Genomic DNA, 20,934 nt, shown 5'->3' with positions numbered 1-20,934 from the left:
TCCCGGCGTCTAATAGTCATCAAGGCAAGGCGGGAGGTCAAGACACTGGATACGATCGAGCAAAAGGCGGCGGCCGCATCCGGCAAGGACGACGCGTTCCTGCGGCTCATGGAGGCGAGCAAGGAACGGCTGTACCGGATCGCGCTGGCCTATCTCCACCGCGAGGCCGATGCCGTGGAAGCCGTGCAGGAGGCCACCTACCGCGCGTACAAGAGCTTCCGCAAGCTGAAGGAGCCGGCGTACTTCCATACGTGGGCGGTGCGGATCGTGCTGAACGTCTGCGCCGACGAATTTCGCAAGCGGAAGCGCCGGGAGCCGGCGGACGGCCGGGAGGCGGAGGGGGCGGCCGGCACGTTCGCGGACGCCAGCGATACGCGGGTCAGCCTGCCCCGGCTCGTCGACGGGCTGCCGCGGGAGCAGAAGGACGTCATCATCCTGAAATATTACCAGCAGCTTACGCTGACGGAGGTCGCGGCCGTGCTGGAATGCCCGGAGGGCACCGTCAAGACGCGGCTGCATAAGGCGCTCGTCCGGCTGCGGGGCGAGCTGGGAGAGGAGGGAAGCCATGATTTTGCCAGAGCATGAACGGAGCCGGCTCGAAGCGGGGCTCGCGGACGAGCAGGCGGCGTGGGACGCGGCTCCGGTGCCGGCCGCCTTGGACGAAGCGGCGCTGCGGGGCATGGCGCGGGCAAGACGCACGGGGCGCAGGCGCGCGAGGCGGACCGCGGCCGCGGCGTCCGTTGCCCTCGTGTTCGCGCTGCTGCTCGGCTTGGTGCGGGTGTCCCCGGCGTTCGCCGCGGCGGTGGCGGAGCTGCCCGGGCTGTCGGGCCTCGTCGCGCTGGTCGCCGGGGACAAGGGGCTTGAGGGCGCCGTGAGGAACGATTTCGTGCAGCCGGTCAGCGCCGGCGACAGCCACGACGGTGTGACGTTCACCGTCACCGGAATCATCGCGGACGATACGCGGCTGAACGTCTTCTATACGGTGAAGCTGCCCGAGAAGATGGCGCTCCCGTATGACCGGCCGCGCGTCTATGACGCGGATACGGGCAAGCCGCTGCTGGCTTCTTACTCTTCCGGAGGTTCTGGTGCCGACGGCAAGCTCCGCTCCGAATTTCACCAGCGCATGGACATCAGCCTTGCGGCCGGAACGGAGATGCCGGATCGCATTAAGTTAAGCATCGGGCTGGCGGGCTATCCGCAGGACAAGGCGTGGACGGCGGTCTTCCCGATCGATAAAACGCGGTTCGAGGGCTTGTCGGAAACGATCCCGCTCGATCAGACCGTGACGGTGCAGGGGCAGCGGATCCGGTTCGCGCGGGCGGTCGTGCATCCGACGAGCATCGAAGTCGACGCGGAGTTCGACGAAGCGAACGCCATGAAGATCTTCTGGTTGGGCGACCTCCGGATCGTGACGGATGCCGGCGAGGAACTGCGCAGTTACGGGTCGACGTCCGCTTCGCCAAGCAAAGTGACGCTGCAGTTCGAGAGCGCGTTCTTCTCGAAGCCCAAGCATCTGACGCTGGAAGGCAGCCGGATTATGGCATTGGACAAATCGAAGCTGGAGCTGACGATGGATCTGGCGAAGAAGCGCATCTTGCAGGCGCCCGACGACCGGGTGAGAATCATATCCGCCGAGAAGACCGGCACGGACAAGGTTACGGTAAGGCTGGGCGTGAAGACGAATAAGGACCTGGACCGTTTTTCCTTCTCGATCGTCGACGGGGCGTTCCATGACGCGGCGGGCCGCGAGTTTCAGATCGGCGGCTACCGGACTTCAAGCACGAACGAGACCGACGAAATTACCACCACCTTCGAGGCGATGCTCGACAAGCCGTACACGAATCCGCTGACGTTCCGCATCACGGACTATCCGTCTTGGATCGAACAGCCGTTCACGGTGAAGCTGAAGTAGCGATCAATCCGCCAAACGGAGCTGTTTTGCCGAAAGAACAATTTTCTCGGTGGCGAGTGTGCCGTACCAGCGCGCAGCTGACAGCCAGCCGGCATGGTTCGGTCGGCGGTCAGGGCTATCCGAACAAGACAATCCTTGGACGAATGTGGTTTAATGGAACGGACAGGTTTTTCTATCCGAATGGACAAAAGGCGGGATGCGCGAGTGCGAGAACGACTTCACGACAGGCAGGCGCTGCTTCGCTTTGGCCTGCTGCTGGCGCTGGCCGCCATGCTGGCGCTGGCGGGCTGCAGCGGCGGCGGCAATACGCCCAATGCGGCGAACGACGCGCCGCCGCCGGCGAACGACGCGCCGCCGCCGGCGAACGAGACGACGGAGCCCGTCGATACGGAGCCGGTCGATCCGCCGGCCGTCGACCCGCCGCAGTTCGTCGCTCCGCTGACGGGGCTGCCGCAGGACGAGGAGCCCAAGCAGCGGCCGATCGCGGTTATGGTGAACAATTTCGCCGCGGCTCGTCCCCAGTCGGGGCTGCCGAACGCCGACGTCGTCTGGGAGGTGCTCGCGGAGGGCGGCATCACGCGGCTCGTGGCCGTGTTCCAGAGCACGCCGTCGACGTCGCCGATCGGCCCGATCCGCAGCAACCGGCCGTACCTGATCCGGATCGGCGAAGCGTACCGCGCCGTTCTCGCGCATGCCGGGGCGAGCACCGACGCTTACGACCTGCTGCAGCATCACGGCAAGCCGTACCTCGACGAGATTTCCAACGCCGGCGCGTACTTCTACCGCGAGTCGTTCCGCAAGGCGCCGCATAATCTGTACTCCAACCTCGAGAAGCTGCGGGCCGGGGCCGCGAAGAAGGGCTACGACGAGACGGTCGACATTCCAGCCTATTCGTGGTCGGAAGCGGGCGCGACGGCAGGGGGCACGGACGCCTCGGAGGTGGAGCTGCATTTTCTGCTGAAGGATTACGTCGTGTCGTATACGTATGATCCGTCGGCCAAGCTGTACGCTCGCTTCATTAACGGCAAGCCGCACGCGGACCTGGAGTCCAAGGCGCAGCTGACCGCGGCGAACCTCGTCGTGCTGGGCGCGAAGCACCGGACGTACGACGATTACGGCCGGCTCGAGATCGATCTCGAGTCCGGCGGACCCGCCGTTCTGATCCAGCTCGGCAAAGCCGTCGACTGCGAGTGGGTCCGCGGCGCCGACGGGGTCATCCGGCTCATGAAGGACGGGCAGGAGCTGCCGTTTGTGCCGGGCCATACGTTCTACCATATCGTGCCGCTGACGCCGACGTTCGAGAGCCACCTGAAGCTGGGCGCGGCGGGGAGCGCGACGTCCCGGCAGCCTTAGACGGGCCTGCGGCCGGAAGCGATTAGAGACACGGTGCGGTGCGGGGTTGAACATAGCGCGAAACGCCCTGCAGCATCGCAGCTGGATCGTCCCGCAACCGTTGAACCAACCGCCAAGCGGTACCCAATCGCCGCCCTCCCCCCAAACCGGAAGCCCCGCGCTTCCGGTTTTATTTTCCCTGCATGAGGTTAAAAACGGCTATGCCGGAAAAGACTAGGATAGTGCCGACGGCGCAAAAAGCGGCCGAAAAAAATATCGCGAAGAATGTCATAATTCATTTACATTCCCTTAACAATTGCGTTGTAAACTGTGATAAGATATTGTCGGTTTCTTGTTGATTTTGTAAAGACGCCGCAACCAATCGAGGAAGATGGCAAAGGGGATAGTTATGTTCAAGAGGAAAAACGACGTATTCTTCAACACGTTCGAAGCGATGGCGGACACGATTTTGGAGGCGGTGCTCTATTTTCAGCAGAACGTCTCCAGCATCGAGGACGTCACGAAATTCGCGCGCGACATGAAAGAATTCGAGAGCCAGTGCGACCGTCACGTGCATACGATTCTGACGGAGCTCAATAAAACGTTCATTACGCCGATCGAGCGGGACGACATCATGAACCTGACGAGCTCGCTGGACGACGTGCTGGACGGCATCGAGGCGTGCGCGTCGCGTTTCGAGATGTACAACATCACCGAGCCGGACGAGTACATCACGCTGTTCGCGGACAACCTCCTTCGCTGCGCCCAGCAGATCAAGAAGGCGATCTACCTGCTGTCGGAGAAGAAGCTGCTGGCGATGCGCGAGCCGTCGATCCAGATCAACGAGCTCGAGAACCAGGCGGACGATCTGCTGCGCGTGTGCGTGAAGAGCCTGTTCGCGAACGTGACGGATCCGATCGAGCTGATCAAGCGCAAAGAGATCTACGAGCGCCTCGAGCAAACGACCGACTATTGCGAAGACGTCGCGAACACACTCGAAACCATTATCATGCGTAACAGCTAAGGGGACGGGGACGAGCGGCTATGAGCATGGACGTATACATTTGGGTCGGCATCGTTATTTTTCTTGCCTTGGCATTTGACTTCATTAACGGGTTTCACGATACGGCGAACGCGATCGCCACGACGGTCTCCACGCGGGCACTCTCGCCGCGGCTCGCCATCATTCTGGCGTCCTTCATGAACTTCCTCGGCGCGGTCATGTTCACCGGCGTCGCCAAGACGATCGGGGGCAAAATCGCGGATCCTACCGTGCTCGACCACGGCGTGCAGGTCGTCGTCGCGGCGCTGCTCGGGGCGATCATTTGGAACCTCGTGACGTGGTGGTTCGGCATTCCGTCGTCGTCGTCGCACGCCCTGATCGGCTCCCTGACGGGCGCGGTCGTCAGCTCGGCGGGCTTCGGCGCGATCAACGCCAGCGGCTTTACCGCTATTATCAAGGCGCTTATTCTATCCCCGTTCATCGCGTTCGCCGGGGGCTTCGTCGTCATGTGGCTGCTGAAGCAGGCGTTCGCCAGATCGAGCCCGCATCAGGTCAACAAAATGTTCCGCTCCGGCCAGATCCTGACCGCGGCGTTCCAATCGTTCACCCACGGCACGAACGACGCGCAGAAGGCCATGGGCATCATCACCTTCGCGCTCGTCACGGCGAACGTACAGGACACGACGGATCATATCCCGATGTGGGTGAAGATCTCCGCCGCGACCGCGATGGCGCTCGGCACCTCGATCGGCGGCTGGAAGATCATCAAGACGATGGGCACGAAGATATTCAAAATCGAGCCGATCAACGGCTTCGCGGCGGACATTACGTCGGCGACGGTCATCTTCTCCGCGACGTTGACGCATCTGCCGGTCAGCACCACGCACGTCATCACGTCGTCGATTCTCGGCGTCGGCAGCGCGAAGCGCTTCTCCGCGGTCAAGTGGGGCCTCGCCGGCCGGATCGTCATCTCGTGGATCATCACGATCCCGATCTCGATGATCGTGGCGGCGCTGATTTATCAGGCGATTGCGCTGTTTTTGTAGGGGACGGGCCTCTAATTGGAAGAGCATCAAGCTTGCGCGGCGGCGCGGGCTTGGTGCTTTTTTTGTTGGGGGAACAGCGGGGCGGCCGGGGCAAGAGCGGCACGAGGTACGGGACATGGCCCGCAAAGCGGCGATTTCGGCGCAAGAGCGGTACGAGGTACGGTACATGGCCCGCAAAGCGACAAATTCGGCACAAGAGCGGTATGGGGTACGGTACATGGCCCGTAAAACGGCGAAATTGGCTTAAGAACGGTACCAGGTACCGTTCATTGACCGCAAAATGGAGAATCCGGTGCAAGAGCGGTACCAGGTACCGTACATCATCCGCCAATCGGCGAGTTCGGCGTAAGAGAAGCATGAGGTACCGTTACTTTTACCCGTCCAAGTGGGCGCTGTACGATTACTAGGCAGCAAGGAGTCTGAAGCGCGGCGGCGAATAGAAGATAGGTTAGCCTTCTCGAACGCGATCGTTCGGACGGGGACTAACCGATGAAAAGAATGAACAGAACGGAGCAACACGAACGATGATGACGTTAAGCGAAGACTTCCAGTACCATGACAGCTATTTCATTGCCGGCAACCCTTGGATCGTGTTGATTGCGGCCGGCGTCATTCTGGCAATCGGCGTATTGCTCTATTGGCTTTGGAGCAAGTAGCGGCAATGTGACAGGTTATCTCCACATAGGCACGTGATACAAATTAGCCGTCCACGAACAAAAGGGCCGCCCCATCGCCATTTTCATGACGAGCGGGACAGCCCTTTTTTCAAGTCGTGTCACCTTGCCGGCAACTCGCTTAAAACGAGTTCGGAGGCGGAGGCGGAGGCGAATCCTGGGCGGCGAACGATCCGCTGAGGGATTCCCCGCGCAGGCGAAGGTCTTCGTAGAAATGCGCCACCGCGGTGTAGATATACGGGTTGAGCCAGAGCGTGCCGATGCCGAACGTCGGGATGCAGAGGAGAATCCAGCCGATGAAGCTCAGCAGCAGCACGAACAGCCGCCATTTGTGCCCGACCATCATCGCTTTGCTGCGGCGGATCGCTTCGAGCGCGCCGATCTCCGGGTTATCTTTCAGGATGAAATAAGCCATCGAATACCGAAGCGCGGCGACAATGCCGGGAATGATGAACAGCAGCAGCCACAGGATGGTGAAAATCAACACGAGCAGATAGACCAGGAACGAGCGGATGAAGTCCGCGAAGCCGCTGAACAATTCGACGAACGGCGGACGCTCGCCGCGAGAGACGAGCAAGAAGTAGCTATACGCGCCGAGGGCGAGAGCGCCGGCGCAAATTTCGATGGCGATCTGTCCGATGGCCGGCAGCACGTTCGGCAGGGCACCGATCAGCAGCATGACCAGCGTGAAGCCCGCGGCTCTGCGCCATTGCCCTCGTAAGCTTTCCCGAGCCCGTGCCCGCAATTCTGAGCTTGTAACCATAATGACCGGCAAACCACCTTTGAATAAAATGTACGCCCGAGCCGCGAGCAAGCGTCCCGGGACGGGGGAGTTGTGTCCAAATGTTGAACGATGCCCGAACCTCATCTTAACCGATTCGGGGGCCAAAAGTCATTATTTTTTTGCCGGAAGCTGTCGAATGGCTTGTCCGCTCGCAGCGGGTTCGGGGCAGCGGCGGGATGCGTCAGCTGTCAATCGAGGCGGCATGCAGCAAGCCGGCGACGGCGCGAAAACACTTGCGCGGCAACAACGGAACCCGTCTTCGCCCTCGCACGGCAAACGGCCGACGGCTCCGTTCACCGCCGGCTGTTCATGCGCGCACATGCTTGAAGCCGAATGAGGGCATTCGGCTCGCCGCGGCGCGGTGCTATTTGCGCGGGCGCTTGCGCTTCACCCCGTTCGGCGAGATGCCGCCTTTGACGCTCTTGGTACCGCCGCCCTTCACGCTCTTGCCGGTCGCGCGGCGCTTCTTCTTGCGCGGGCGCGGCTTGTATTCGTCGAGACTGTCATCCGCGATCGTGGCCGAAGCCCCTTTCTTCCCGAAAGAACCGGCGAGCACCTTGATGAGCGGGGCCATCTGGGTGAAGCTGCCGACGACCTTCTGCACCTTCGTCATCGTCGTGACGATGCCGTCGAGGCCGCCCATCCGGTCGACCACGCCCTTCAGGTCGTTCAGACTGTTGCCGAGATTGAAGCCGCCTTTGGCCGGCGCGGCCGGGTCGGCTTTCGCGTCGGCCGCCGCGGCGGGCACGCCCGGCGTGCTCGGCGCCTCGGGGAGCGGAATGATTTGCTGGTTCGTCGCCGGCATGATGTTGATCGAAGGCACGCCCTTCGAGAATTCGGCCGTATCGAAGGGAACGGGCGTCTTGACGCCGACGGTTTTATTCAGGCCCGTGAACGGATCCGCAATGCCCGGAAACGGGCTGTCGGGCGGATTTTGCGGGCCTTGACCTTGGCCGCCGAGGGGCTGCTGGAAGCTTCTGACGGACGGATCGTAGCGATATTTCACGCAGATCACAACCTTTTTCAACGTTTTGTTATTAGTCTATGGGATACTCGACTATGCGGATTGGACGGATGCCCGCTTTGGGCAAATATTTATGGGTGAATGGGAGGGGGGCGTTCCGCCCGGGGCATGGCCGACGGCAAGCAGCCGAACGCATTCGGACCGCTATCGAGCCGAACGCTGTCGCGTCGCGGACGCGAGATGCAGACGACGATGCCCCGATCGGGCGGCGGGTTTCTTCAAGCCATGCCTCGAGCCGCAAACGCTCTCCCGCATCTCTACCTGCCCGCCTCTTTCTATCCCCCTTCTATTAATTCGTCTCTCGCTCGTCTCTGTTGATCTGTAAAGCACCGCAACGGTGACGCTTGAAAATTGTCGATGAAAGCAGTACACTGAGCATATCAGTCAGGGTGGGAGGAGCGCGGACGATGCAATTGAAGAAGCTGAACGATAAGACGGTCGACCAACTTTTCGAAGCGGTGCTGACCTTGAAGAGCGTGGAAGAATGCTATATTTTCTTCGACGACCTGTGTACGGTGAACGAAATCCAGTCGCTCTCGCAGCGGCTTGAAGTGGCGCGCATGCTCGGCAAGGGCGCTACGTATAATCAGATCGAAGCGGAGACCGGCGCCAGCACGGCGACGATCTCCCGCGTGAAGCGGTGCCTGAATTACGGCAACGACGGGTACAAAATGGCGCTGGAGCGCTCGGGACGATAGCCCGATGAAGCCGGGCATCCTCGTCATCAGCCACGGCTCGCGCGAAGCGGGCTGGGTGAAGCTCGTCGACGACGCCGTCGCGGCCGTCGCCGCTTCCGCCGGGTTCGCGTTCGAACCGGATGGCGAGAGCGGGGACGCGGTGCCGATCGCGTCGTCGTTTCTTGAAATCGTGGAAGGCCGTCTCATTCAGGATGGCATCGATCGGCTTGTAGCGGAAGGCGTAAGCGAACTCTACGTCCTTCCGCTTTTTGTGTCGTCCGGAAGCACGCATGCGGACGACATCGCGCAGGCGTTCGGCGCGCCGCCCGTCTCGGCGGCCCGGCCGGGCGAGCTCGCGCCGTTCCGCGTCCCCGCGGGCGTGCGCGTCCGGATGGGGCAGCCGATCGACGACGACGCGGACATCGCCGAGCTGCTGCACGGCAATATCGCGCCGCTGTCGGAGGCGCCCGCGCGGGAGCGGTTGCTGCTTATCGCGCACGGCTCGCGCGAGGCGGTGTTTCACGGCCGCTGGCGAGCGGGTATGAAGCGGCTAACGGCGCGTCTTCGCGCGCGCGGGGGCTTCGCCGGCGCGGACATCGCGATGCTGCTGCCGGATCAGGCGGCGTGCAAGCTGCGCGCGCTGCAGCGGCGCCATCCCGGCGACGCGTTCCTCGTCGTGCCGCTCTTCCTGAGCGAGGGGTATTTTACCCGGACGGTCATTCCGAAGCGGCTCGAGGGGCTGGCCTACCGGTACAACGGCCGGGCCCTGCTGCCCAATCCGTGCATCGCGGGCTGGATGGAGCGGCAGATCCGGAAATGGCTTGCAGAACTGGGCGCGGCTGGCGACGGGCATTTGGGAAGTTAGCCGCATTGGTGTATAGTAAGGAATAGGGCAACAGATCGAAATTCGATATAAAATCAGATTAGAATTCGAAAGCAATCGGGATCAAATTCGGATAGAAATCCGGCGGCAGGATAGGACGGCAGCGGCGGCGGGTCCCAAGGATAGAGGGCGCCGCTAAAGCGCGTTGGCGCGCATGGCGAGAGCGGCGAGGCAGCGGTTACGATGGGGAGAACGGCAAGGGCGGAGCGCCGACGGAAGGTCGGGTCCGTTCGGATTCGATCGGAACCGCGTTGTCGTGCTTCCCCCCTCGTGTCCGCCGCGGCGCCGGCGTTCGCCTTCCTTTATCGGCCGGCCTGGATGTTCGGATGTTCGGAGGTAGCAGTCAGTGACGATTAAGCGGGCAAGGCTCATTTATAACCCGACGTCGGGTCGGGAGGAAATCAAACGAAGGCTGCCGGATATTTTGCAGCGGCTCGAGCGCGGGGGCATCGAGACGAGCTGCCACGCGACGGTGAGCGAAGGCGACGCGACGGTGGCGGCGGCGGACGCGGCGGACCGCGGCTTCGATATGATCATCGCGGCGGGCGGCGACGGCACGCTGTATGAGGTCATCAACGGGCTGGCGGAGAAGGAGCACCGGCCGCCGCTCGGGATTCTGCCCTTGGGCACGACCAACGACTTCGCCCGGGCGCTCGGCATTCCGAAGCACTGGGAGTACGCGTGCGACCTCATTATCCAGCAGTACGCGAAGCCGATCGACCTCGGCCAGGCGAACAACCGGTATTTCATCAACATCGCCGGCGGCGGCTCCTTGACGGAGCTGACGTACGAGGTGCCGAGCAAGCTGAAGACGATGATCGGGCAGCTGGCCTATTATATGAAGGGCCTCGAGAAAATGACCCGCCTGCGGCCGACCGAGCTGCGCCTCCAGGCCAAGGAAATCGGCGAGATTCACGAAGAAATCATGATGTTCCTCATCTGCAACAGCAATTCCGTCGGCGGCTTCGAGAAGCTCGCCCCGGACGCGAGCCTGAACGACGGCCTGTTCGACGTCGTGGTGCTGAAGAAGTGCAACCTCGGCGAGTTCATCCGCCTCGCGACGCTCGCGCTGCGCGGGGAACATCTGAACGATCCGCACGTCGTCAGCTTCCAGACGCGGCAGCTGACCGTCACGACGCCGGACTACGTGCAGCTGAACCTCGACGGCGAGTACGGCGGCACGCTGCCGTGCACGTTCACGGTGCTGCCGTCGCATCTGAGCATAATCGTCGACGAAGCGGGCATTTCGACTTATAAATAAAGCAAACCGCGCGCCCGGGCGTGCGGTGCATGGAGCGGGTTAAGACAATGAGCAAGTTCAAGAGCAGGAACGGCGGGGGCAGAGCAGGTGGTGCAGGGCGAAACGCCAACCATGCGCCTTCCGCGAAGCCGGCCGCCAGCGGCGCCTCGCAGGCGCCGGTCAATAAGAATGACGACGTCACCGTCGAAATCATCGGCTTGACGCACGAAGGCGAAGGGGTAGGCCGCGCGGACGGCTTTACCCTTTTTGTGCAGGGAGCGCTTCCGGGCGAGACCGTGCGGGCGCGCGTCATGAAGGTCAAGAAGACGTACGGCTACGCGAAGCTGACGGAGATCGTCGCGCCGAGCGATGACCGCGTCGACGCGCCGTGCCCGATCTACAAGCAGTGCGGCGGCTGCCAACTGCAGCACATGGACTATGCCGCGCAGCTGAAGTGGAAGCGGCAGCACGTGGTGGACAGCCTGGAGCGGATCGGGAAGCTGCGGGTGGCGGGCGAGGCGGTTCGCGGCACCGGCGTCGGCGAGAGCAGCGGAACGGTCGAGGAAGCGGGCCGGGACGCGGCGGTGATCGTGCATCCGACGATCGGGATGGGCGAGCCGTGGCGCTATCGCAACAAGGCGTCCGTGCCGATGGGCATGGCGGTGAGCGGGGCGATTCACGGCAAGGACGGCCTGCCGCAGCCGGATCTGAACGGCGAGCGCCTGATCGGCGGCTTCTACGCCCGCGGCAGCCACCGGATCATCGACATGGACGAGTGTCTGATCCAGCACAACAGCAATGACGAGATCGTCGCCCGCGTGAAGCGCATCGGCCGCGAGCTCGGCATCACCGCGTATAACGAAGAGACCGGCCAAGGCCTGCTCCGCCATGTCATGGCCCGCGTCGGTTTCGTGACCGGCGAGGCGATGATCGTGCTCATCACGAACGGCAAGCGAATCCCGAACGTCGAGGAATGGATCGCGCGCATCCGCGAGACGATCCCGGGCGTGACGAGCATCGTGCAAAATATCAACAAACGCGACACCAACGTCATCTTCGGCCACGAGACCCGCGTCCTCTGGGGCAGCGAGGTCATCTATGACGAGCTCGACGGCATCCGTTTCGCCATCTCCGCCCGGTCGTTCTACCAAGTGAACCCGGTGCAGACGGTGGCGCTGTACCGCAAAGCGGTCGAATACGCGGCGCTGACGGGCACCGAGCAAGTCATCGACGCGTACTGCGGCATCGGGACGATCTCGCTCTTCCTGGCGCGCCAAGCCGGTCATGTCCACGGCGTCGAGATCGTGCCGGAGGCCATCGAAGACGCTAAGCGCAACGCCGCGCTCAACGGCATCGCCAACGCCGCCTTCGAAGCCGGCCCCGCCGAAGTCGTCATCCCGCGCTTGCGCGAGGAGGGTATCGTCCCCGACGTCATCGTCGTCGACCCCCCGCGCAAAGGCTGCGACGAAGCGCTGCTCGACACGATCCTGGCGATGAAGCCGGAACGCGTGGTGTACGTGTCGTGCAACCCAGCCACGCTGGCGCGCGACCTGCGCGTGCTGGAGGATGGCGGGTACCGGACGGTGGAGGTGCAGCCGGTGGATATGTTCCCGCATACGGTACATGTGGAGTGCTGCGCACAGTTAGTCAGGTAAGACTAGGACCAGAAATGTATTGGTGTATTACCTCTATTGGAGAAAATCATTAGAGGTTTTTTGTTTAATCTTTTACATTGGAAATGTATCCATTTAAAGATGGATATGTAAAGCATTACGAGCCATCCAATTAATGAACTTGCGGTTTTTTTTTATTCACCAATTAAATCAATAATCTCTCTTATGTCGTTGATATCAAGAGCTTCAGCAATCTTTTCTATATGAGTGAAATTAATGTTTTCACGTTTATTGTTACATAATTCGCTTAACGCTGCATGCCGTACATCAGCAATCCTTGACAATTCTCTTAATGATATTCCCCTTTTTTGAATTGTCTCTTGTATTTTCACTTTTACTCTCTTTGTCATACTAAGTGCTCCCTGTCTATTGACTTACGCAAAAGCGTATCATAATATAGTCATAAGTGTGGTACGTATTTGCGTATCAAAAGTGTGTAGAAGGGACTTCTCTGGGTGTTCTTTTTCTAATGTAGCTAAATATGGAATAGATAGATTGCGGTAAGAATTACGCAAAGCTATGGGAGATATGATAATATAGTTAAAGGATCGTATGTTCGTATTTCAGCATCGGAAAGGTGATAGTGATGATTCGTCCAAGTATTTTTTCCTTTTTTTCGGGTGCGGGTTTCCTGGATCTGGGGTTTGAATTAAGTGGTTATAATGTTGTCATGATTAATGAGTTTAATGATTCGTTTCGTGCCACATATGAGCATTCAAGGGAAAAGATGGGTATAGACCTACCGGAATTTGGGTGCCCTCATAATGATGTTACACAATTTCTAACCGAGAATGGGAGCGAAGAGTTGTCTGGTCTAGTTAATATTTGTCGAGAAAGAGGAAATCCAGTTGGATTTATCGGCGGGCCTCCCTGTCCAGATTTCTCAGTAGGTGGTAAAAACCGGGGGATTGAAGGTGACAACGGTAAGTTAACTGCGACATATGTGGATATCATATGCACACAAAAACCAGAATTCTTTCTGCTAGAAAATGTTAAGGGATTATGGAGAACTAAAAAACATCGTATATTCTATGAACATATGAAGAAAAAATTACAGGACCAGGGTTATGTTACGACAGAGCGTCTAATAAACGCGATTGAATATGGTGTGCCGCAACAAAGGGAGCGCATCATTTTATTAGGTATAAAACAATCTTATTTAAACGAGTTGGGAATAACAATGAGGGAAAATGAAACTCTTGGAGATATATTTCCCTGGGAAGCAAAAATCAAATATTCTTTAGCAGAAATCATGGGTTTCCCGTTCCCTACACAAGATTCGTTTGGTGAAGACATATCCAGGGGGATACCGGCAGGTGTGCCGCCCGAACTTACAGTTGAACATTGGTTCCGTCTTAACGATGTATATAATCATCCTAACTCCCATATGTCTTTTACCCCAAAAGCCGGCTTGGCTAAGTTTCTAGTCATTTCTGAAGGAGACGACTCGAAAAAATCTTATAAACGCCTCCATCGCTGGAGATATTCTCCAACTGCAGCTTATGGTAATAATGAAGTTCATTTACATCCTTATAAGGCAAGAAGACTCTCAGTAGCTGAAGCCTTAGCAATACAGTCACTCCCTAAACAGTTTGAGTTGCCTCCGGAAATTACACTTTCAAATGCATTTAAAACCGTGGGTAACGGTGTCCCTTATCTGGCGGCTAAAGGATTAGCAGAAACATTACTAGAATTTATCAATGTGAGAATCGGTGTGTAGCAGGCATATTGCCTGCTTTTTTGTTCTATTTATAACAGGATATTTTAATTTTTATGGCTATGAATATACTATAATATTTATGTGAGTTTGGAAAAGCTTTACGGGACTAATGCCTATTGACAAGTAACCCAATGTAGGTTCCATTTGAGGGAGTGGCTAAAACTTCAGATCAACGACTAGTCCTTCCGGGGACTTTCTTGATTTAGTTAGTTCACTTTCTGCTACTATCGCAGCAGGAATTAAGAGTGTTTAGCCGAAATAACACTTATTAACTATCAAGGAGCTACAAATGGATTATTTGTATAATTTTTCTGTAGAATCTGAACTCCGGCAAGAGCGGATACCGATTTTATCTTTCTTTACAGGGGCTGGTTTTCTTGATATTGCTTTCATTCATGCCGGATTTAATCCTATATGGACAAATGAATGTAATCCTTACTTTGTTCGCGGTTATGCTCATGGAATGACATTATTAACTGGAGCAGAGACACGGATTTCAAATATTACTCCGATTGAGCACATTGGACCTAATCAAATTATGTCAGAAGCGTTCGGTAAAGGGGTCAGGCCAGAATTGTTTGGTATTATTGGAGGGCCGCCATGTCCTGATTTTTCTGTGGGCGGGAAAAATAAAGGGAAAGAAGGTGAAAGAGGGAAGCTTTCTCAGGTATTTATAAATCGGATAATTGAAATACAACCCACTTTTTTTGTAATGGAGAATGTGCCTGGTTTTCTGCGTACCGCCAAACATAAAGAGTTTTTCTATGAGCTTATTTCACAACTCAATAAAGATTATCTAATTGATTATAGTATAATAAATGCTTTGGAGGCTGGAGTTCCGCAAGACCGTGAAAGATTGTTTATCTGCGGTCTTCACCGAAAATGGATAAAAAGAAAGACGAGAAAGAGAAATATACCGATTAATAAAAACTGGTTTCCTTGGAAGTATTATTTGACTTTTCATAATGCCAAATCTATGTACTTATGGCCGAGTGTATCACCGTTTGGAGATGAACCTCCACGCCCTGATGGCATCCCCGCAGAACTTATGGTGGGATCTTATATTAATGATACACATATAACAGTAAACTTGCCTAATGGTCGGGATGTACTAATTCCCAAAAGTTCTAAACTTTTTGAGATCGCAGAAGGGGATGTATCACGTAAAAGTTTCAAGCGTCTTCACCGATGGAGGTATAGTCCAACTGCAGCTTATGGTAATAATGAGGTGCATTTACATCCGTTTGAACCGAGAAGATTAACAGTTAGAGAAGCCTTGCGAATCCAAACTGTTCCAGACAGCTATGCATTGCCAAGATCCATGCCATTAACGATGAAATTTAAAACCATTAGTAACGGTGTACCAGTTAAGTTGGGATTTGCTATAGCGCAATCCATGAAAAAAATAATTGAAGGGGGACTACTATATGAATGAACATAACTTGATATTCGATTTTACGCCAGACCCTAATGTACTAATAGCGTTGACTCATACAGCTATTCTACCATTGGATGCTTTATGTGAGCTAATAGATAACTGTATTGACTCGTTTCAATACGCTACATTGTCTGGTCTAAAGATTGAAAATCCGATTATATTGATAGACCTTCCCAGGCCTTCGGAGCTATCCCGAAGAGAAGGTGTTATTCGTATACGGGATAATGGGCCTGGTCTAACACCTGAAATGGCCGAAAAAATAATCAGAGCCGGCTATTCATCTAAAAACAAGTTTGACAGCTTAGGGTTATTCGGTATGGGGTTCAACATTTCTACTGGAAAATTAGGCAGGATAACCAAGTTATATACCGCCCGGAAAGAGGAATCCCAGGCCACTGAAGTAACAATAGATCTCGCGGAGATTACACGATCTGGTAAGTATGAGCTCGAAGGTTACCGCACTTCAAAAAGAGATGGTGTCGGCCACGGAACAGTTATTGAAGTGTCGGGTTGGTGGCCGGAAGGAAATAGTAACAGTCAATTCGTAAAACGACTGATCCAGTATGGATTGCCGACAATAAGAACGGAGATCGGCAGACGTTATGCCACTTTGCTAAGAGACAAAAAGGTCAGAATTTTAGTTAACAATGAACCATGTGAGGCTTTTCACCACTGTGTGTGGCATGACACTCGTACGGTGGAAAGAAGAGGCTGGGGGCAGATACCAGCAGTTATAAGGTTCGATAAAGTAATCTATAACCAGAAAAAATGTAGCAATTGCGGATCTGAAATAATGTCTGAGATGGATGAGTGTCCTTCCTGTGAGTCTTCCTCTATCCGCACAGTAGAGGAGCGGGTAACAGGTTGGATCGGTATCCAGAGGTTTGATGATAGTACCAATTATGGAATTGATATAATCCGCAATGGACGGGCAATTCGGATTGCAGAGAAATCTGCTTTTTTTGAATTTGTCGATGAGTTCAAAAAGACGATTTATGATTACCCGGCTGACCAGAATTATGGTCGAATAGTAGGAGAGGTGCATTTAAACCATGTACCTGTTGATTTTTTAAAACAAGACTATATGCGAACAAGCCCGGAATGGTTGAGGGCTTTGGTCTATTTGAGGGGGGAAAGTTCCTTACAGCCGAAACAGCCAAACGCAGACAGAAACGAAAGCCCTATGTTCCGGCTTTATCAAGGATACAGGCGGGTAAGGAATTTCGGCAAAGCTGATATGTATATGGGTTATTATGATCCTGAGACCAATGAGCCAAAGCGAATTTCAAGAGATATTGAAAGAGAATATTATGCGAAATTCCTGAAAAAAATGCCAGGATACTTTGATGATATGGAATGGTGGAAGCTAGTCGAACAAGCGACGACCCCACCAATTCAGGAATTGCCCGAATGTCCTTCATGCGGTGCCCAAAATTTAAAGGAGAGAGACACTTGCGAAGTTTGTGGAGACGTACTTATCCCAAAGAATTGTATAAATCCCGATTGTAACAATCAGATCCCTAAGTCCGCTTTATCCTGTCCTTTTTGCGGAATCTCTCAAGTTCCCAAGATTGAAGAACCTTGGATATGCTTAGTATGTTCAACTAAAAATATAGCCGGTAACACAACTTGTTCGCATTGCGGAAGTGATCGGAATTCTGAAAACGTACTTTCCCGCGATTACTTGTTAAAGAACTCAAATAAATCCGATGAGCTATCCATGCCTGGGTGTAGTATTTTATTAGCAGATGGGTCCTATAGTTCACCTATAGATGTTAACACATTTATAACAGTCAACCCTACTATCCCCTTCAACCAGACTGAGGGTATCCCACTCGTTGTGTTCAAAGGGGAGGAAATTGATATTTTTATTGATAAGGCACATAAGGTTTTTCGGGCGTTCCGTATACGTCCGGAGCAAATGATTGCTGCTGAGGTTGCTTTGTATATTTATGATATGAATCGCCAGTTAACAGTAAAGCAGTATCAAGGACAGCATACGTTAACGAATCTAGAATGGCAAATTCTAAAGAGTAAATGGTCAGAAGTTCTAGAGGACAACGCCGATAAAATAAGGGCTGATATCAATAGTTTGTTTGATTCAATTAAAGAAAGACTTCCTTTACTCTTCGGAAACGTTATTCCTGATGTATTTGATGATTTACCGGAAGACGAGAAAAAAAATCTCGTTATAAATATGCTAGGTAAAGGAGAGGACATCAGCCGTATCGGCGAAATGAGAATCGACGGTACTTACCTTAAGTATTTAGATGAGGAAACAATAACAGGTCTATTTAATAAATACCCTGATAGGTTTTTAGACGGGAATTTCTGGATTGTCCCATTCACTGGAATTAGTGGTCTGCCGGATACCGTTCTTGCACCAATTCAATCCCGTATTAAACAAACATTCGGTAACTGTTTATCAGACATATCTGGTTTTGCCCGGGACCGCTCGCCAGAACCAGGCATCTCGCAGCGGGCAAGAATGTCCTTGGATTACTTGGTACAAAAGGTGGCAAAGTAAATGTTTTTTAACGAGGAGAGTTTAAAGTCAGGAACTTGGCAGGCATTTGAAAGGACTGTCGGCAGACTTCTAATTCACAGTGGTTTTGAAGGGGTTCGGTTGGTGGGTCAATCAAGGGACCGCGGTGCGGATCTGTTGGCTCAATATGCAGGTAAGCGTTGGTTGTTCCAAGTTAAACATTGGCGCCAGAAGGTTGGTGTTTCAGTCATTGGAGAAACACTCGAAGCTTTGCGTATTTACCGAGCCCAAGTTCCAGTGATTGTTTCTCTTAACGGATTTGAAGCACAAATGCAGGAGCACCAACGGTCACTGATGAGCCGTCACGTCCCACTACAATTGTGGGATTCAAAAATGTTAATTTCCAAAGCTGTGAAATTGCGGGAGGTACCGGACTTAAACCGTTCTCCCAGACGTTATCAAGAACAAGCGATTCAAAACATAATCCGGGTGTATAACTCCGGTACAAAAAGAGCTTTGGTAGTCATGGCGACTGGTTTAGGGAAAACATTTGTAGCAGGGGAGACCCTACGTAGATTAAATGCAATAAAACCTTTACGGGTATTGGTCATCGCACATACTAATCCACTAGTATATCAATTAGAAAGAGCTTTTTGGCCGTTTCTGAATAAGCATCAAAACACTGTAGTATGGAATGGTTATGAGCAGCTTTCCCATGAGCAAATAGAAGGAGCGTCTTTTGTTTTTGCTTGCCTCAACACGGTAGATGCGTTTATTAGAAATAGAGGAGAACTTGAGCATTTTGACCTGATTATTGTCGACGAATGCCATCATGTAGGTGGACAAATGTATAACAGCATCATTCAAGAACTAATGGCGGGGCAAGAGAACGGTCCGTTTTTGCTGGGTTTGACGGCAACCCCATGGCGACCGGATGAAGTGGATCTCAATCAATATTTTGGCGAACCCGTTGTAAGTGTTGATATAGTAAAAGGATTAAAGCAAGGATTCCTCTCCAATGTGGATTACCGAATGTATACGGACAATATAAATTGGGATTCATTGACTAGAATTAGGGGGAAAAACTTCTCTCCTCGTCAAATAAACCGCACACTATTCATTACTGAATGGGACGACGCAGTTGTATATGAGCTGCGGTCGATATGGAACGAACAAAAAAAACCTAGAGCAATTGTCTTTTGTGGGACAATAGATCATGCTATCACTATGCGTGACCGGATAAACGCTTTGGGCTTTTGTAATGCTTCAGCAGTTTATTCCCAGACTGTAGCCGGCAGGGTAATGGAGCCTTCCGAGCGTAATCGGATCCTGTGTGACTTTCATGACGGAATAATCGATGTCTTATGTGCTGTGGATATTTTAAACGAAGGCGTGGACGTACCGGATGTGAACATAATTGTTTTTCAGAGAGTGACCCATAGCCGAAGGATTTTTATCCAACAGTTGGGAAGAGGACTTCGTATTGCAGATGATAAAGACAAAGTTATCGTATTAGATTTTGTCTCCGATATTCGAAGATTCGCCGCGGGGATTAATTTGAAAGACAGTTTGCATGACGAGGAAGGTCCTGCACCTGGTTCACCGGTCAGAATCAGCTTGCAGCATAAAGTATCATTTAGGAAAGCTGGAAGCGAGGATCCGCAAACAGAATCATTTATCAGGCGGTGGTTAGAAGATGTGGCGGAGATTGAAAATGCCGGGCTAGATGCATCGGTACTGAAGTTTCCGCCGGAACTACCAGGAGGTAGAAAAAGATGAGGTTTGAGGACATGTTGTCTGATTTAGAGAAATTGGTCGGACTTAGGTTACAAAGCATCAAACCCGGATCGGATTTAAGGTTAGAGGAGGTCGATAGAAAAGATTTAAATATTCGGTTGATGGCTAGTAACGGAGACCATAAAAGTCGGCCTTTTAGCGAATTGGAAAAGATATGGCTTGCACTATGTAAAGAGCCAGCAGTTCACGTGGATAAGGTACTTGGAGGATCAGGATCAAGCAGGAACCAGCCGGAAACATTGATAGCGAACTTGCCATATATCGAGTGGTGCTATCTTGAAGGAAAGAAAAAGCATTTAGTACTTAAACCAGGACCTACACACCATTACGGTACGCTAAAAAAAATGGATGATATTGAAGCTCTATCGTTATCAGAACGAATTAAAGGCAACCAAGCAGTTCAATCTGGGACCGTTGTCATAGTTACTGATGATATTTCAGTTGTTTCTTCGAAGCTCGAACATACTACGGGAGTCGAGCTAGAGGCTATTGATAATGGTGTATATCAACAAATACACAGTGGTTTAAAAATACTTATAATCCCACTAGGAGTATTAAACTCCCCACTAGCCTCTGGGACTTATGTAGTTATTAAAGGTAAGGCAATACCTCCAACAGCATCACAAATAATAATTAATGAACAAACATATTACGCTGTTAGCAATAACGGAATGAATATACTGATGAGTTTAGACTGAGTTTGAGGAGACGGTATTTTATTTTTATTTTGTACGACGCGCATTATCAATAAATGTTGCAATTCGTAAAACTGTAGCCTCAAAATCGTCCTTTAGATCATGCTCCCAGACCCGAAGAACTTGCCAACCTAATTCGTGATAATATTTAAATATTTCCTCATCACGTCGTTTATTCCGTTCTAATTTCTCGATCCAAAATTCTGTATTGGATTTTGGGATATGGCCATGATGTTCACAGAAGTGCCAGAAACAAGAATCGATAAAGATAACAATTTTGTATTTTCTAATAGCTATATCAGGTTTACCTTTTAGCTTTCTGACATTTTTTCGAAATCTAAACCCCATCCTCCATAGCGAAGTGGTAACCGCATCTTCTAGTTTTGTGTGAGTGGAACGAATTGCGCTCATGTTTTTACTTCGGGCTTCTTTGCTGATTTTATCAACCGTGGTAACCCCTCCGTTCCTCAATGTGTTTATTATTTAAGCATTAATCATTGCATAAAAGTTTATACACACCGTTTAATACAAACAGATTATAAACTAACTTC

At 53.2% G+C, this 20,934-nt stretch carries 19 protein-coding genes; 15 read left to right on the top strand and 4 right to left on the bottom strand.

From position 1 onward, the window contains the following. The first annotated feature begins 12 nt into the window (after positions 1-12). The 6 genes from BMZ79_RS09010 to BMZ79_RS35030 all read left to right on the top strand — a co-directional run bounded on the left by BMZ79_RS09010 (position 13) and on the right by BMZ79_RS35030 (position 5,949). The gene (locus BMZ79_RS09010; RefSeq protein WP_371263673.1) at positions 13-585 is read left to right on the top strand and encodes a sigma-70 family RNA polymerase sigma factor; all 573 of its coding nucleotides are present in this window, start codon (positions 13-15) and stop codon (positions 583-585) included. Next, positions 566-1,912: a DUF4179 domain-containing protein gene (locus tag BMZ79_RS09005; protein WP_090638931.1), complete on the top strand. Its 1,347-nt coding sequence runs from the start codon at positions 566-568 to the stop codon at positions 1,910-1,912. Before BMZ79_RS09010 ends, BMZ79_RS09005 begins: the two co-directional genes overlap by 20 nt. 204 nt (positions 1,913-2,116) lie before the next feature. After that, a complete protein-coding gene (locus BMZ79_RS09000) occupies positions 2,117-3,265 on the top strand; it encodes a DUF3048 domain-containing protein (RefSeq protein ID WP_256252625.1) in 1,149 nt (382 codons plus the stop codon). A 388-nt stretch (positions 3,266-3,653) separates the two neighbouring features. Continuing rightward, complete coding sequence (locus BMZ79_RS08995; protein ID WP_090638929.1) at positions 3,654-4,268, top strand: DUF47 domain-containing protein; 615 nt, start codon at positions 3,654-3,656, stop codon at positions 4,266-4,268. Between the two features lie 26 nt (positions 4,269-4,294). Beyond that, the gene (locus BMZ79_RS08990; protein ID WP_090640094.1) at positions 4,295-5,293 is read left to right on the top strand and encodes an inorganic phosphate transporter; all 999 of its coding nucleotides are present in this window, start codon (positions 4,295-4,297) and stop codon (positions 5,291-5,293) included. Between the two features lie 524 nt (positions 5,294-5,817). Then, the gene (locus BMZ79_RS35030; RefSeq protein ID WP_256252624.1) at positions 5,818-5,949 is read left to right on the top strand and encodes a hypothetical protein; all 132 of its coding nucleotides are present in this window, start codon (positions 5,818-5,820) and stop codon (positions 5,947-5,949) included. Positions 5,950-6,088: 139 nt separating this feature from the next. Here the strand turns inward: BMZ79_RS35030 and BMZ79_RS08985 are convergent, their stop codons facing one another. Continuing rightward, positions 6,089-6,730: a DUF975 family protein gene (locus tag BMZ79_RS08985; RefSeq protein WP_177222067.1), complete on the bottom strand. Its 642-nt coding sequence runs from the start codon at positions 6,728-6,730 to the stop codon at positions 6,089-6,091. Between the two features lie 385 nt (positions 6,731-7,115). Further along, positions 7,116-7,778, bottom strand: a complete 663-nt coding sequence (locus BMZ79_RS08980) for a hypothetical protein (RefSeq protein ID WP_218154673.1) — start codon at positions 7,776-7,778, stop codon at positions 7,116-7,118. 404 nt (positions 7,779-8,182) lie between these two features. Here BMZ79_RS08980 and BMZ79_RS08975 point away from each other — a divergent pair, with 404 nt between their 5' ends. The 4 genes from BMZ79_RS08975 to rlmD all read left to right on the top strand — a co-directional run bounded on the left by BMZ79_RS08975 (position 8,183) and on the right by rlmD (position 12,230). Then, positions 8,183-8,473: a YerC/YecD family TrpR-related protein gene (locus tag BMZ79_RS08975; RefSeq protein ID WP_090638924.1), complete on the top strand. Its 291-nt coding sequence runs from the start codon at positions 8,183-8,185 to the stop codon at positions 8,471-8,473. Between the two features lie 4 nt (positions 8,474-8,477). Further along, entirely contained in the window at positions 8,478-9,317 is an 840-nt protein-coding gene (locus tag BMZ79_RS08970; RefSeq protein WP_090638920.1) for a sirohydrochlorin chelatase, read from the top strand. A 364-nt stretch (positions 9,318-9,681) separates the two neighbouring features. Next, complete coding sequence (locus BMZ79_RS08965) at positions 9,682-10,596, top strand: diacylglycerol kinase (protein ID WP_090638919.1); 915 nt, start codon at positions 9,682-9,684, stop codon at positions 10,594-10,596. Between the two features lie 47 nt (positions 10,597-10,643). Continuing rightward, the gene (gene rlmD, locus BMZ79_RS08960) at positions 10,644-12,230 is read left to right on the top strand and encodes a 23S rRNA (uracil(1939)-C(5))-methyltransferase RlmD (RefSeq protein ID WP_090638917.1); all 1,587 of its coding nucleotides are present in this window, start codon (positions 10,644-10,646) and stop codon (positions 12,228-12,230) included. A 152-nt stretch (positions 12,231-12,382) separates the two neighbouring features. On the opposite strand, the gene BMZ79_RS08955 is transcribed toward rlmD, so the two are convergent. Then, positions 12,383-12,598, bottom strand: coding sequence for a helix-turn-helix domain-containing protein (locus BMZ79_RS08955; protein ID WP_090638915.1), 216 nt, complete (start codon positions 12,596-12,598; stop codon positions 12,383-12,385). Between the two features lie 236 nt (positions 12,599-12,834). Here BMZ79_RS08955 and BMZ79_RS08950 point away from each other — a divergent pair, with 236 nt between their 5' ends. The 5 genes from BMZ79_RS08950 (at position 12,835) to BMZ79_RS33550 (ending at position 20,386) form a co-directional block, all read left to right on the top strand. Beyond that, complete coding sequence (locus BMZ79_RS08950) at positions 12,835-13,968, top strand: DNA cytosine methyltransferase (protein ID WP_090638913.1); 1,134 nt, start codon at positions 12,835-12,837, stop codon at positions 13,966-13,968. Positions 13,969-14,257: 289 nt separating this feature from the next. After that, the gene (locus tag BMZ79_RS08945) at positions 14,258-15,403 is read left to right on the top strand and encodes a DNA cytosine methyltransferase (RefSeq protein ID WP_090638911.1); all 1,146 of its coding nucleotides are present in this window, start codon (positions 14,258-14,260) and stop codon (positions 15,401-15,403) included. Then, positions 15,396-17,933: an ATP-binding protein gene (locus BMZ79_RS08940; protein ID WP_090638909.1), complete on the top strand. Its 2,538-nt coding sequence runs from the start codon at positions 15,396-15,398 to the stop codon at positions 17,931-17,933. The genes BMZ79_RS08945 and BMZ79_RS08940 overlap by 8 nt, the downstream gene beginning before the upstream one ends. Then, complete coding sequence (locus BMZ79_RS08935) at positions 17,934-19,670, top strand: DEAD/DEAH box helicase family protein (RefSeq protein WP_090638906.1); 1,737 nt, start codon at positions 17,934-17,936, stop codon at positions 19,668-19,670. Continuing rightward, a complete protein-coding gene (locus BMZ79_RS33550; protein ID WP_143088913.1) occupies positions 19,667-20,386 on the top strand; it encodes a hypothetical protein in 720 nt (239 codons plus the stop codon). The genes BMZ79_RS08935 and BMZ79_RS33550 overlap by 4 nt, the downstream gene beginning before the upstream one ends. A 24-nt stretch (positions 20,387-20,410) precedes the next feature. On the opposite strand, the gene BMZ79_RS08930 is transcribed toward BMZ79_RS33550, so the two are convergent. Next, positions 20,411-20,854, bottom strand: a complete 444-nt coding sequence (locus BMZ79_RS08930) for a very short patch repair endonuclease (RefSeq protein ID WP_256252623.1) — start codon at positions 20,852-20,854, stop codon at positions 20,411-20,413. Positions 20,855-20,934 lie beyond the last annotated feature (80 nt).

Source organism: Paenibacillus sp. UNC496MF (assembly GCF_900113915.1).
GTDB classification, from domain to species: domain Bacteria; phylum Bacillota; class Bacilli; order Paenibacillales; family Paenibacillaceae; genus Paenibacillus_Z; species Paenibacillus_Z artemisiicola.
This window is presented reverse-complemented; position numbering and strand designations above follow the sequence as displayed.